Source organism: uncultured Psychroserpens sp. (genome assembly GCF_947492715.1).
Taxonomy (GTDB): Bacteria; Bacteroidota; Bacteroidia; order Flavobacteriales; family Flavobacteriaceae; genus Psychroserpens.
Map to the genome: position 1 here is coordinate 302,753 of NZ_CANLNS010000001.1, position 14,293 is coordinate 317,045.

A 14,293-nucleotide genomic window follows, 5' to 3' on the forward strand; every position below is an offset into this window, starting at 1 on the left:
GATCCATCTCTTGTATGCAAGATACAAATTAAAAAGCCAAAGCATTTGACTTTCAATGGCGTAAGGTTCTCTTGGGGCAATAAATGGAAATTAAGATTCAAGGTTTTTTAGGCATTCTACAATACGATTTGCGGTTTGTCCATCCCATAAAGGAATATCTTGACCAGTTTTCCAGTGTCCCGAAAAAAGTATATCTAAATATGGTTTTAGTTTTTTAGGATCTGTACCTACCAATTCATTCGTGCCTAATGTAATCGTCTCAGGTCGTTCTGTGTTATCTCTAAGTGTTAAACATGGAACACGTAGTATTGACGCCTCTTCTGTAATTCCTCCAGAATCTGTAATTACAGCTTTAGCACACTCTACTAAAAAATTAAACTCTAAATAACTTAAAGGTTCAACCATATGGAGTCTTGGGTGGCTCACTTGCAGTCGTTCCAAAATCTTTGCCGTTCTAGGGTGCACTGGAAATACCAGAGGTAAATCTTGTGTATGAGCAATAATCTCATCAATCATGTCCTTTAATTGAGATTCTTCATCCACATTGGCGGGTCTATGAAGAGTCATTACAATATAATTACCTTGATTAAGATTTAAATCATTCCAAACTTTAGGTTGTTTAAAATTTGGACGTTGCTTTAGCAGTGTATCAATCATTGTATTTCCAACAAAGAAAATCTGATTTTCATCAACACCGCTAGACCTTAGATTTGAATTGGCAGTATCTGAAGTCGTAAAAAAATAATTAGTGATACTGTCGGTAACCAATCGGTTAATCTCTTCTGGCATCGTCCAATCATCCGATCTAATTCCTCCTTCAACATGAGCTACTTTTGTATGCATTTTTTGGGCCACTAGAGCACACGCCATAGTAGAAGTTACATCTCCCACAACAAGTACCAAATCTGCTGGATTGGCCATCAATTCTTTTTCAAAATGAACCATAATATTTGCTGTTTGCTCAGCCTGAGTACCTCCGCTACATTCCAAATTTACATGCGGTTCTGGTATTCCAAGTTGCTCAAAAAAGCTTCCAGACATATTTTTATCATAGTGCTGCCCAGTATGAACTAATCTATAATCAATATCAAAATCATCTTGTCTTGCTTTTTGAATGGCATGAATAATTGGCGCGATCTTCATAAAATTAGGTCTAGCCCCAGCAATTATAGTAACTTTATACATATTCATTTTTAGTTAAAATATCGTTTAATAACGATTTAAATGCAAATTAATAAAAAAACGTACTAAGTGTATTTGACGTTTTATTCTTGATGGCTGACTTAATAACCTGTAAGTCCATTCCATATTGTTTTTCACCCACCATTCTGGTGCACGCTTCACATGACCTGTGTAAACATCAAAACTACCACCTAAGCCTTGATAAACAGCTTGATGTTCTTTTTGGATTCTCTCCATTAGATTCTCTTGTCTAGGTGAGCCCATAGCTACAAATACAACATCGGGTTTGTGTATTTTAATATCTTCAATCAATGCCAACTCCTCAGCATCTGTCTTAATATATCCATTCCTAAAATTACAGATATTAATCCCATCAAATTGAGATTTCAGCTGAGTCACTGTGTCTTCAATAATCTCTTGTTTTCCCCCTACCAGATAAAAAGATTTCGTTGTATAATACTGTCCAACAACATCCAACCAAAGTTCACATCCTGGTATTTTAACTACATCTTTTGCGCCTTTTTTTTGAAGCGCCCAAACAGCACCAATTCCATCTGGGTAACCTAAATTTCTATTAATCAGTTTGCGACTTTCATCTGTGGCATGAAGTATTTTTTCAGCATTCACAGCGACCATTATTTTATGGTTGTCAAAGGCGTATTTCATTAACGCTTCTCTAGATGTTGGTGCATAGGTTATAACACCATTTAAAGATTTAGCTTCCACAATTTCCAGATTTAGTTTCTAACAAGAAATGTGCCATCGCATTAAACATAAATGCATTACTCCATCTCATATATGATATTTTAGAGCTCATCCCCTTTTTTAATTGATAATAAAAATAGCCTTTTTTATCCTGCATATTATCTATAGTCCAATCCAAAACTTTAGCCAATAAATCTTCATTGTTTTTAAATTGATTTAGTTTGGACGAGGTTACAATCACTTGAGCCGGACAATGGATATCTATTGGATAGGTTTTAGTATCGTAATACTTAGGCATACCATTATCTTCAAAGAAATTTTCGATATAATATTTAAGTCCTTTATCTATATTATTCTGAAATGTAAAATCTCCAGTGTTTTGCTGATACGTTTCAATCGCATCTAAATTGAATCCTGTGTGAAAACTGTCCTTCCATGACTGAATAGGCAACAAACCATAAATCCAAGAACCATCTTCTTCCTGCAAGTCGCATGCTGCAATTACAGCCTGCTTCGCTAAATTGGCATGAGAGGTATTACCAGAATATTTATACGAATAACTCAATATTTTAGCACCTAAAAGTGACGCGTTGATTACTGTATTATTTCCATCTTTAATACTATATGAAAATATAACACCGTTACCATGAGGTGTTCTAGATAAATCATTGACAACAAAATCTGCCGCTGATAAGGTTTCTTTTAAAACAGTTTCATTTTTTGTGATTTTATAGCTTTCTAACAACGCTTCAACACAAAAACAAGTGGCAACAACAGTTGGTGTATGTTTTGGAAATAAGAACAATCTCCTAGCTTGCCAATCAAAATTATAACCCCAAGCAGAACCAGAGTATCCATGACTCCGTAAACTTAATAGTAGCTTCGTAATGCTATTGATACGCTCTAAAATAGTTGCTTTAGTTCCAAAATCTTCACAGCCATTTTCGGCCAATTGATATAGCCTACAATAACCCAATAGAAATAAAGAGACACCTTTTGCATTATGCTCTTTAGGTACTAAAAGTAAACTTCTAAAATTTATTGGACTTCTCTTAAACCCTTGTATCCATGCTAACCTTGCTAAATCCCAATGTTTAAATGGTAGTGCCTGGAACACTTTCGAATTTAGACCATCGTAAGGATCCCAACCTTTAAAATCTTCAGCCTCACAATAGGTTCTGAGTTTTAAAAAACTTGATGCTACCTTATATCTCAACTTGTTGCCCTCCACGTTTTACAGATTCTAAAACTTTAAAAGATGCTTTGGTTACAGCAACAATATCGCTAAATGGTATTGGTGCATTACCATCTTTAAGTAAGCCATCTACAAATGCCTTAACCATTTCTTTTTGTCCTTTATTTTGATTAAAAATTTTAGTCTTTTTAGGTTTTCCTTTTCCGTAAATTTTCAATTCTTTGAAATCGTTGAGCGTTGCAGATAATCCTGCAGAAAACACCTCAACATATTCTTTGGCCATAGACTTTGAGCCATTAGCATAATAAGCAACAACTCCAGATGAGCCATTCTCAAACTGAATAAGAATATTTAACGTATCATTTAATTGGTTAGCATCTGGAAGCGCAGTTGCCGATACTTTTATTGGTTGACTGCCATTAAGAAATGTAAGATAATCTATAAAATGGCAAACCTCTCCTAAAACGCGACCTCCACCAATTTCTAAATCTTGGATCCAATTATCACCAGGAATCGCTCCAGCATTAATTCGGTATATCATCGTCATTGGATTATTACCAATCGCTTTCTTTAAGGTTTCTGTTAAAGGGGAAAATCGTCTATTAAAACCAACCATAACCGCTCTATTTACAGAAGACTGCATCGCTATAATTGCATTGAGTTCTGATTCCAAAAGACATAGTGGTTTTTCTACAAAAACATGCTTCTTAGCCTCCAAGCTTTTTAAAACATATGGTCCATGAGAGTCATGACGTGTAGCCACAAAAACAGTGTTTGTTTTTTCGTCTAAAACATCTTCTTCCTGCGTTGCACAAAACTGAAATTTAAACTTTTCCGCAACGCGTTTCGATGTAGTTCCTGTATTGGTTAAAACCCCTATTCTTCCTATGTCATTAGTTTCTGGAATATTAGGAAGTAAATTGCCTTGAGCATAACTCCCTGCTCCTATAAAAGACACATTAATTTTTCCCGGTTTAGAACTCTCTGATGTAGAAATTTTAGCTTTTGAAACCGTTTTATCTATATTGTATTTTAAGGCAATTCCTGTAAAAGGTTCAGTTTTAGAAACCACCAAATCAAAAGCCGACTTGGCATTCTCAAAATCAAATTCGTGTGTTGTAAGGTAATTTATATCAATTTTTTTTGTTGCAATCAATCGTTGAAATGCTTCCATGTTTCGTTTCTCCGTCCATCGTACATAAGGCAACGGATAGTCAATTCCTTTTTCCTCATAATTGAGATCATAACGTCCTGGCCCATAAGAACAAGCCATTTTTAATTCTAATTCTTTACGATACCAAAATGGATCACGATCAAAACCTGTAGGAACCGCACCTAAGACTACAACCTTTCCTTTTTTTCGAGCTATAGCTCCCGCAAAATTAATAGGGTCAAGACTTGATGTTGCCGCAGCAATAATAACCGCATCTGCCCCATAACCTTGTGTTGCTTGTTGTATTTGTTCTTCAATACCAGAAGCATCTCTAGTTAATCCGAGATCTACAACTGAATGATCAACTGCCTGCTTTACCGCAGCTTCAGAAACATCTACACCAATAACCGTAACACCAGAAGCTCTTAGTATTAATGCTGCTAACTGACCCAACAAACCAAGTCCAATAACCACACACGACTCTCCAACACGCATATCTGCTTGTCGTACACCTTGCATAGAAATTGCGCCTAAAGTGTTATACGCAGCATCTTTAAGGTTTGCGTTCTCATCTAATTTTACACATAAATTTGTAGGCACTGAAACAATCTCTGCGTGATTAGCGTAGCCTACTCCAGCGCAAGCCACTTTATCTCCAACTTCAAATTCTGTAACACCATCACCCACTTCAATCACTTCACCAGCACAACTATAACCCAAAGGAGAATAGGCGTCTAATTTTTTCATAACAGCTCTATACGTCTGAATAGGTCCTTGCTTTTTTAAGGTCTCAACAACTTGCTTTACCTGTTGAGGGCGTTCTTTTGCTTTTCCAATTAAACTTTTGCGGGCAGCAACAACTGTAGAACCTTCTGTTCCTGCACTTATAATAGAATAGTGGTTTTTTACGATAATCATTCCTTTTCCCAATTGAGGATAAGGTACGTCTTGAATTATCATATCTCCAGAACCTAATTTTTGAGTGAGTTGTTGCATGTGTTATAATAAGTTATATGGGACAAAAATAGAGGGTTATTGCTTAAGAAACAATTATAATAAGAAGAGTTTAATTATTGAACTTGCTGCCTAAAATAAACGTGTTTTCCCGAAACGGTCTTTTCTATCTGTTCAACCCTTATAAATTGAACGTTATATAGTTCAAACCTATCTTTAATAATAGTTTTAAAGGCTGTTTCATTGAATTCTTTAGAAACTACAAATTTGACCTCAATATTTCCTTTTGTCTTTTGAATAAACTGAATATCCAGAATGTAATCCCAAAACTCATTATGTATACCAAAAAGATAGGGACCAAACGCACGTTTTACTCCTTTGTTATCGAAAATAAAATCTTGCTCTCTACCCACAATAGCATGTACTTTGTTATAGTTATCAAGTTGGCAGTCGTTTTGTGATGGTTTTGCAAAATCTCCTGTAAAATAACGCCTAAACTGCGTACCATAACGTTGAAATCCAGTAGCCAAAATCTTGTAGTCATGATCTTCTTTTAAAAGGTCCATCTTACCATAAGTGGGATAAAAGTGGAACTCTTTACAGTTGTGACAGAAACGAGCCAAAATTGCATATTCGCTATGTCCATACCAGTGCGCAATAGGCACATCAAACTTCTTTTTAAACCATGTCATTTGCTCAATGGGAAATGCTTCAGAACCAGCCAACACACCTTTTATTGGAAATTTTTGAAACGTATCATCTCCAAAAAACTCTACTAAAAACAGTAAGGTACTTGGATATACGTGAAGAAAGCATGCCTTTTTGCTAAACAACTCAACAATATGTGCTCTATGTTCTTCCACAAAATAATTTTGAGAAATAACCAACGAATTATTAATCATATTATAAGCAATCGCTTTTTTGGGCATATTGCCTCTAACGACTATTTTATAATCAAAACCTTTATACCCAACATCGCGCCAAATATCAAAAAGATAGGCTCTTTCCTTTTGTCTTGTAAAGAACAAATCTTGAAAAAACTTGAAGGGAGTGCCAGATGTACCTCCTGTTCGTACTTGTCTAATAGGAACGAAAAGAGATTTCCGAAGATACATATCAGGGTTATTTCTAATATCATCTTTCGTTGTAAAATCGACATCTAAAGTTGTTATTTTTTGTGCTTGATAATTCTCAATATCTGAACGAGACCAGCGCTTCGATTTTTTAATCAGATGGACATGATAAAAATATGCAGGACCTAAAACAAGTTTTCTTAAGAATTTAAACATATCTCAACTACTCTAAACTTCTAATTACTTTTGCAGGATTACCAATGGCAAGTGAATTTTTAGGAATATCCTTGTTCACAATAGAACCTGCCCCAATAACGCTATTTTCACCAATTGTAACGTTCATTAAAACCACAGAATTTACACCAATAAAGACATTGTTTTCAACTACAATTTTCCCTCTTGGGTTTGCCGAAGGATCCATTTGTTTTAAAGCACCATCATGAGCTAATAATACACATCCAGAAGTAATATGTACGTTATCACCAATGACTACTTTTCCAAACTGTGTATCAATCTTTGCTCCAAGGCTAATAAATGTGTTTTTTCCAATTTCAACACCATTAAATCTAAGAAAAGAATAATAGATAAATCGAATCACTTGACCTGCATAAAACACAAGTTTTCTAATTACAGTTTTCATATCATATAGTGTTAAATAGTGTTATATATTTTTGAATGACAATAGCTTCAACGAATTCTCTTTTTAAAGTAGCTTTTGCTTGCTTCGACAAATAATCACGTCGTTCTTTAGACTCTAAAATATTTAAAATATTTTGTTCTAGTTGTTTCAAATCTCCAGGTAAATTTACCAAACCATTTTTATCATGTTCTATAAAATCTTTATTGGCACCAACAGGTGTAGCAATAACAGGTAACCCAGAAGCCATTGCTTCTAAAATAGACCTTGAGAACCCTTCTGAATACGATGGTAAAATAAAAGCCCAAGATTGTGACAAAGCATCTAATTTCTCTTGACCCGAAATAACGCCATAGTTCAAATAATTTTTAGCAAATGGAGAGTTTAAGATATCCTTTTCAATCTCAAACGGATCTTCATACGTAATGCGTTCTCCAGAATACTGATTGTATTTTACGCCTGGCTCACCGCGTTTCATATTTCCGCAGAACACAAACTTCACATCAGGATATTTTCTTGCAATTTCTGGAATAACTTTTACAATATCTACATAGCCTTTTGCTTTAGTAAGATGTCCAAAAAACAAAAACTGAGGTGTTGATAATTCGTCACGTTCTAACTCAAAAAAGCTATCGTCTATGGTATTAGGTATGACCATTATTTTTTCTTCAGGAACTAAGCCTTCAAATTGATTGGTTAATGATTTAGATTGTACCACAGCCCTGTCTACTGTTTTACATAATACTTTGATAATCTTCTTTACAACTGGATTAAAGTTGCTGTAATTTAACTTAAGATGACTTCCTCTAAAATGAATCACACTTTTTGTTCTAAACAACCAGCAAAAAAACAAGAACCAAATATCTCTTCCTAGCCATCCTATTTGAGTTGGAGTTACTAAGTGATAGGCCACATGAGGTCTGTGAGCAATTAGTTTTTTTATTAAGGCAATATTAAATTTTATTACAGCGAGTAATGCTGTCATATCTGCCTTTCCTTTTTTCACATTATCTTTTCTAACATTAGTATTAATAAAGCTAACATTGAACATATCGACCAAAGGGGAGTTTAACAGTTGTTGCGTGCTCAATTCTGGGCCAGAATATGGTGGTGGTAACGGACCAATAAACAGTATTTTTTTCTTTTTAGGTGTCAAAGTAATTACGAACTAGCTTGAATTAATAAATTGGACTTCATTTTTTTTATCCATAGATCTATGGACACTGTTTCATTATCTTTCTTTGCCTGCTCACAAAACTTCTTAATTTGTTCTTGGCTCGATAAAAAAGGCACAAGAATGGCGTTAGCTTGGTCTACGTTTTCTGGCAAAATAAAACCATTATGATTATGCTTTAGGTAACTAATTTCAGGACCATGTCTTTCGGCTTCAAGAGTAGCATAGGGTCTTCCATAAGCCAAGGCGTGATTTATTGATAACCCAGATAATCCAGGCATAAATATTAAACTTGAGCGAGACATGATTGGGCTTATAATCTGTTCATCCACAACGGCTCCATGCCATGTCACGTTTTTTCGTTGTTTTAAGGCTGTTTCAACATGATGCCTTTCTGGTCCATCTCCAATAATCTCAATAAAAATCTCTTGTTTCAATTTCGTTTCGAGTTGGGCTGTATACTCTAAAAAGTAATCTACTCGTTTAGATGGAATAAGTCGCCCTATAAATAATAGAATTAGCTTATCTTTTGGAGGCAACACAAACGAATAGAACGTATCTATTTCCTTAGTATCAATAGTATTATTAGCCCAATAGGCTTTTTTGGGGTCTACAAGATTTTCCTCAATAGCCAAGTGATAACTGGCTTCAGTATAAAAAACAACCGCATCCAAATGTTTATAAAAAAACTTAGAAAGCTCTCTGTCTATGGCTTTAAACCTACCACGTTTGGATTTTAGTAATGGATGGTTATAAGAAAACAGTTTAACATTTGACTTGCGTCTTTTTCTTAGGCGCATACTAAACATAAAAAGAAGAAGGTTCTTTTTTTCAGCAGGAATCAAAATCCAATCAAAAGCACTAAGGTGTTTCCTTATATAGGCACGTACCTCTTTAGAACCTCCAAATTTAGCTTTTGAAACCATTAGTTTTTGGTAGTTAAAGTTCCAATTCTCATCTAAATCTAAATCCCCTTGACCTTGACGTCCAGTTCCTGCTAGGATGGTCAATTCAACATCTTTTTCTTCTGCTAATCGATTTAAAAACCTTGCTTTATAGTGATTAAAACTTGGTGCCAACCATAATATCCTTGTCATATTATATTTTTTTTAGTCAATGAAAGTACGGCTAAGGTAAAATACATTAATGCTCCTGATGCTAATAAAGGTAAGGCACTAATACCATATAACATAATTATCACCAGAGTGCACAGCATTAAAAATCGAATTTCTTTTATTTTAATTTTAAAGGCATTAATAATTAAAAAGATTAAGAACGAAAAATAACATATAAAGCCAATTATACCTGTCGAGAAGAAAAATCTAATATAGTCGTTATGCATTCCGCCGCTCATCATAATAGCAGAAAGAGAACTTTGCTCTAGCCCAACCCCAAACCATTGAGACACCACTTTAAAATCTGCCCAATGTGCGAAATAACGTTGCCAAATCCACATTCGACCATTTAATGCTGCCGAATCTTGAGCTTCACCTTGATACACGTTAATATCTTTAGCGTACAGTGTTTGAAAAACTTCAAAGTAAAAATAGGCCCCTAAAATAGCAAACATTGCTACAAAAACGAACATTTGAAATTTAGTAATGTTTTTCCGGATATAATGAAAAAATATAAGCAATAAGGTTAATGATACTGCCCATGATGCCTGATGTCTTAAATTATAAACACCAATAAGACAAACCAATAAAACGATAGCAAAACCATAGTTGCTATAAATGAAATGTCGTTTTCTATAATTAAGTGTTTTTATATAAAAGTATAAATAGGTAAGCAATACGCAGATGATATGACTCATATACCCAAACAAATCTGCATAAAAACCCCCTAATCGTAATCCGCCACCTCTAGACTCAGCGAGTTTAACTTCTCTAATTGGGGCCACTAATATTTCATAATACAAGGTTGCGAATGGAAATATAGATGCAATTAGAAAAGTGATCATAAACCCTTCTAAATCGCGCTTGGTGTTGATGTACTTTCTAAAATAGAAGAAGAGTAAAAAAGGCAACAGTGTGCGAATGCTATTTCCAAATTGAGACATTGAAAACTCAAACAGCAGTACTAAAATAAGATTGAAAAATAGCAGTAACAAAAAGACATAAAGTGTAAAAATAAGTTTTCCTCCCTTAGCTTTTTTTCTAATATTAGATATAAAGGCAAAAGCAAATACTAATAGACCCAATACTTGCAGTGGAGAGAATCCAGCTGCTTTTTTCATTTCCCAGGTAGAGGCGAAAATTGGAAAAACTAAAATTACCATAAGCATCCACTTATAGCCAATAGGTCTTGAGCTAAACCATTTTTTATAGATCGCTTTATTCCAATAGATATGATTTACAGATGCTTCCAACGCTAATTTAAAACCACTTTTTATACCAATTAATCAAGAAATACATAGTCCAAATATTATTAGTGTATTTATCATTTCCATCTTTTAGCAATCGCAATTGGGTGTTTACCTCATCCAAATTAAACAAATTAGTGTCCTTATTAAAACTCTCAATATTATCCTTAACACCATTATAAATGGTTTCTTTAGCCCACTCTCTTATAGGTAAATTAAAACCCATTTTTTTTCTATACAGGATATCTTCTGGTAAGATGCGTTCTAAAGATTTTTTAAGAATGTACTTATTAACTCCGTTTTTAATTTTGTATTCTCCGGGAATTGACAATGCCAATTGCACCATTTCATGATTCAAAAACGGGCTCCTAGCTTCGATAGAATTTGCCATCCCTAATCGATCTGCTCGAAAAAGAAATCGCTCTGTCACCGCATGTCTATAGCCCGAATAACATAACCAATTGACATAGTCAAAATTTTGGCCATCCAAAAATTTAAGATATTCCTGTTTTAACTGTTTTACGTAGTTATACGATGAATGGCCATTAACTTTTTCTTTGAACCCCTTTGACAAGATATCTAGTTTAACACCTTCTTTCATCCCAGCAGCTCCAGGCCAATAAAAATCTTGCTTATGATATAGTCTATTTGTCATTTCAGAAAGTGGACTATCTGGCATCATGGTATCTATAACTGTATTGGCAATCCCTTTGATAAATTTGGGTGCTTTATTTGCCAATTTAAAATACTGATATGTTTTAACGTATTTCTCAAAATTACTATAGCCACTAAACAATTCGTCTGGGCCATCACCATTTAAGACCACTTTTATGTTTTCTTCTTTTGCCAATTGTGAAATAAAATAAATAGGAATTGCGGTAGTATCGGCCTGAGGCTCATCATAGATATCTGTGATTTTAGGAATAAAATCTAAGAGGTCATTAGGCGTTACTGTTTTTACAAAGTGATTTGTGTTATAACGCTTGGCAATTTTATCGGCATATTGAAGCTCGTTATAATTGGGTTGATCTTCAAAACCAATGGTAAATGTTTTAATAGCATTAGGCGTATTGTCCCTCATGAGAGCCACAATGGCCGAAGAATCAACTCCTCCACTTAGAAATGCACCAACAGGAACATCTGAAATCATTCGTAATTTAACCGATTCCTCCAGCTTATTAAACACAATATCCTCAAGCTCTTTCTCAGAAGAAAATTCGAGTTTTTTATACTTTAAATCATTAAACGACTCATAGGTTTTTATCCCAGATTTGGTAACAACCATATAATGTCCTGGTTTAAATTTTGAAATACCTTTAAACATGGTATGTGGTGTCGCTACCGAATTAAACGTTAGGAAATCATATAATACTTTATCATCAATTTCTTTTTTAATCCAAGGAAGCTGGAAAAGTGCTTTAAGTTCAGACGAAAACGAAAAATTACCATTCATTTCTGAAAAGTATAATGGCTTTTTACCCGACCGATCTCTAGCTAATATTAAGGCTTCTTGCGAGGCATCCCATAAAGCAAAGGCGAACATGCCGTTGAGATGTTTAAGCATGTCAATACCAAATTTTCGATACAATTTCAAGATTGTTTCAGTATCAGAATGTGAGTTAAAAGTCTCCTCTTTTAAAAATTCATTATTAAGCAACTGATAATTAAACACTTCACCATTATAAACAATGGTGTTTTTAGCAGTATGATCGTGCATGGGTTGATGCCCAGCACTAGACAAATCTAAAATACTCAATCGTGTTTGACCCAAGGCTAGTTTATGAGATTCATCAATCCAAATCCCATTATCATCTGGTCCACGATGCGCCAATTGACCGTTCATTCCAGACACCGCATCTTTCAAATGTAAATTGCCCAACGACAATTGAAATATTCCGTTTATGCCACACATGTAATTAGTGCTTTAGATTGGTTATAGATGTTTCAGAAATAATCATAAATACCTCCATTTTATGTATAGACAAAAGTATAATACTAGTTTTTCGATTTGCTTTTCAATACAAAAACAAACCCAAATGGATATTCGCCAAAGTATTTCTTAAAAAACGATTTCACCGCTTTTATCTTAACAACATAATAATATAGCAAAGATGGGATTTTTATAATAGTTTTTAGCACAAAAAACAAAGGTTTAATTTTTCTAAATGGTTTAATAAAGACTCCAAAAAGTTTACTAAAACAATAGGTGAAAACGCCTACTATATCTCCGACATAGTCGAGTTTAACGATTTCAAATCCGTTGTCTTCAAACATACGTTTTAATCCAAAGTAAGTATAACGATGAAAATCGTAAGGTCGTTCATGTTCCCACATAAAAAAAGGAACTGTACCAATGACATATCCGTTAGGTTCTAGAATGCGTTTAAACTCTTGAAGTGCGTCGTGAGGTTTATAGATATGCTCTAAAACTTCTGAGACTACAACGCAAGAAAACCGTTGGTCAGCAACATTTACATGTTGGTTATCATCAATAAATATATCTGGTCTTACACTATGCTTTTCATTGGTTACCTGATAATCTGCAGCCACATACTCGTTAAAATATTCATTGAGCATAACCTTGTAAGGGCTATCACCAGACCCATAATCTAGAACCGATGTACGTTTATCAACTAGTTTAATGTATTTTATAAAGAGTTCAGATTTCATTACCCTTGATACTGGGTGGTGAAAAATTGAAAAAAAGTAATTTTTATTTTTATGGCTTAACTTTAACATAGTATTTTATTTTGGGGCTTTTATGTTATTTGCAATACGCGTTATAGTATTCCTTTTCCATACGTTCTAAACTAAAGAACGTCAATTGTTCATCATGATGTTGACTCCAAGCAAAATCATGTTCTTTATAGTAATCCAGCCTACTAATCATGGCCTGAGTATCTTTACAAATATCCTTAGGTTGAAATTTATCTACAATTTCGGTAATTCCGCCGCCATCTTCAAATACTAACACAGGTTTCTTTTTACTAAAGCATTCTACAGCTACTAAACCAAAAGGCTCATTTGTAGAAGAAAACACACATACATCAAAAACAGATTGATAAGTAGCTACTTCTTGCTGAAACCCTTCAAAAACTACATGATTCTCTAAGTTTAAATTTGAAACTTGCTGTTCTAAATTTTGACGCTCGACCCCTTCTCCTACAATAACTAATACTGACGAAGGATTAGTTTTAACATAGGTTGAAAATACAGTAATTAACCGATCGATTCGTTTAAAACCAGCCAATCGCGATGATGTTCCAATAACGTATTTGTTTTCATATTTACGTTTCAAATCGGCTAGTAGATTTCGATGTATTGAATAATTTAATGCGCTTCCGTTATACAATAAATGAAGCCGTTTTCCGCCATAAAAATGGGATTCAACATAACGCTTTGTAAAATTTGAGTTACAGTAAATATTTACTCCAGTAGTTTTAAAAAATAGTTTGCGTAAAAAAAAACTAATTTTATCTGACGTTTTTATGGTCCTCCCAAATCCGAAATTACCATGTTCCGTGTAAACAATCTTTTTTCCAGACAAAAGTGCCGCCAACACAATACTGAGATGAAATGCATGAAGATGAATAACATCAAACAATTTAAATTGCTTTGAAATCTTTAAAATCTTTGATGGGTTTAGATCATAACCAGACTTTAAATTGAGGTTAATTAGTGTGGCATCGAGGCTTTCGAATTGTGTTTTAAATTCTCCGTTTAAGCAACCAACTCCAATAGAAACCTCTATCACTTCCTGTTTAGTTTGCTGTGATACCAAATCATAGACCAAACGTTCAATCCCGCCAAATGCCAAGCTTCCTATGTAATGAATTACTTTCAATAACTTAATTTATA

General features: G+C 34.2%; 12 protein-coding genes. All 12 read right to left on the minus strand.

Annotated elements, in window-relative coordinates:
• Nucleotides 1-90: 90 nt before the first annotated feature.
• The 12 genes from wecB to Q0787_RS01420 all read right to left on the minus strand — a co-directional run bounded on the left by wecB (nt 91) and on the right by Q0787_RS01420 (nt 14,279).
• Entirely contained in the window at nt 91-1,185 is a 1,095-nt protein-coding gene (wecB, locus tag Q0787_RS01365; protein WP_298900402.1) for a non-hydrolyzing UDP-N-acetylglucosamine 2-epimerase, read from the minus strand.
• Between the two features lie 24 nt (nt 1,186-1,209).
• Nucleotides 1,210-1,908, minus strand: coding sequence for a WecB/TagA/CpsF family glycosyltransferase (locus Q0787_RS01370; protein ID WP_298900403.1), 699 nt, complete (start codon nt 1,906-1,908; stop codon nt 1,210-1,212).
• Nucleotides 1,898-3,118, minus strand: a complete 1,221-nt coding sequence (locus Q0787_RS01375; protein WP_298900404.1) for a delta-aminolevulinic acid dehydratase — start codon at nt 3,116-3,118, stop codon at nt 1,898-1,900. The genes Q0787_RS01370 and Q0787_RS01375 overlap by 11 nt, the downstream gene beginning before the upstream one ends.
• Nucleotides 3,093-5,231, minus strand: coding sequence for a bi-domain-containing oxidoreductase (locus Q0787_RS01380; protein WP_298900405.1), 2,139 nt, complete (start codon nt 5,229-5,231; stop codon nt 3,093-3,095). Before Q0787_RS01380 ends, Q0787_RS01375 begins: the two co-directional genes overlap by 26 nt.
• A 74-nt stretch (nt 5,232-5,305) precedes the next feature.
• Nucleotides 5,306-6,478, minus strand: coding sequence for a hypothetical protein (locus tag Q0787_RS01385; RefSeq protein ID WP_298900406.1), 1,173 nt, complete (start codon nt 6,476-6,478; stop codon nt 5,306-5,308).
• Between the two features lie 7 nt (nt 6,479-6,485).
• Nucleotides 6,486-6,902 (minus strand): DapH/DapD/GlmU-related protein, encoded by a 417-nt coding sequence (locus Q0787_RS01390; RefSeq protein ID WP_298900407.1) that lies wholly within the window; start codon nt 6,900-6,902, stop codon nt 6,486-6,488.
• Between the two features lies 1 nt (nt 6,903).
• Nucleotides 6,904-8,055 carry a glycosyltransferase family 4 protein gene (locus Q0787_RS01395; protein ID WP_298900408.1) on the minus strand — a complete coding sequence of 384 codons (1,152 nt, stop codon included), beginning with the start codon at nt 8,053-8,055 and terminating at the stop codon, nt 6,904-6,906.
• Between the two features lie 5 nt (nt 8,056-8,060).
• Nucleotides 8,061-9,170: a glycosyltransferase family 4 protein gene (locus tag Q0787_RS01400; RefSeq protein ID WP_298900409.1), complete on the minus strand. Its 1,110-nt coding sequence runs from the start codon at nt 9,168-9,170 to the stop codon at nt 8,061-8,063.
• Nucleotides 9,167-10,441: an O-antigen ligase gene (locus Q0787_RS01405; RefSeq protein ID WP_298900410.1), complete on the minus strand. Its 1,275-nt coding sequence runs from the start codon at nt 10,439-10,441 to the stop codon at nt 9,167-9,169. Before Q0787_RS01405 ends, Q0787_RS01400 begins: the two co-directional genes overlap by 4 nt.
• Before the next feature lie 7 nt (nt 10,442-10,448).
• Nucleotides 10,449-12,347: an asparagine synthase (glutamine-hydrolyzing) gene (gene asnB / locus Q0787_RS01410; protein WP_298900411.1), complete on the minus strand. Its 1,899-nt coding sequence runs from the start codon at nt 12,345-12,347 to the stop codon at nt 10,449-10,451.
• An 83-nt stretch (nt 12,348-12,430) separates the two neighbouring features.
• Nucleotides 12,431-13,105, minus strand: a complete 675-nt coding sequence (locus Q0787_RS01415) for a class I SAM-dependent methyltransferase (protein WP_298900413.1) — start codon at nt 13,103-13,105, stop codon at nt 12,431-12,433.
• Between the two features lie 94 nt (nt 13,106-13,199).
• Entirely contained in the window at nt 13,200-14,279 is a 1,080-nt protein-coding gene (locus tag Q0787_RS01420; RefSeq protein ID WP_298900414.1) for a glycosyltransferase, read from the minus strand.
• Between the last annotated feature and the right edge of the window lie 14 nt (nt 14,280-14,293).

Coding starts and splice junctions, on each gene's coding strand:
- Q0787_RS01380 (WP_298900405.1), bottom strand. CDS start 5,231: ATGCAACAACTCACTCAAAAATTAGGTTCTGGAGATATGATAATTCAA.
- Q0787_RS01415 (WP_298900413.1), bottom strand. CDS start 13,105: ATGAAATCTGAACTCTTTATAAAATACATTAAACTAGTTGATAAACGT.
- wecB (WP_298900402.1), bottom strand. CDS start 1,185: ATGTATAAAGTTACTATAATTGCTGGGGCTAGACCTAATTTTATGAAG.
- Q0787_RS01400 (WP_298900409.1), bottom strand. CDS start 9,170: ATGACAAGGATATTATGGTTGGCACCAAGTTTTAATCACTATAAAGCA.
- Q0787_RS01385 (WP_298900406.1), bottom strand. CDS start 6,478: ATGTTTAAATTCTTAAGAAAACTTGTTTTAGGTCCTGCATATTTTTAT.
- Q0787_RS01390 (WP_298900407.1), bottom strand. CDS start 6,902: ATGAAAACTGTAATTAGAAAACTTGTGTTTTATGCAGGTCAAGTGATT.
- asnB (WP_298900411.1), bottom strand. CDS start 12,347: ATGTGTGGCATAAACGGAATATTTCAATTGTCGTTGGGCAATTTACAT.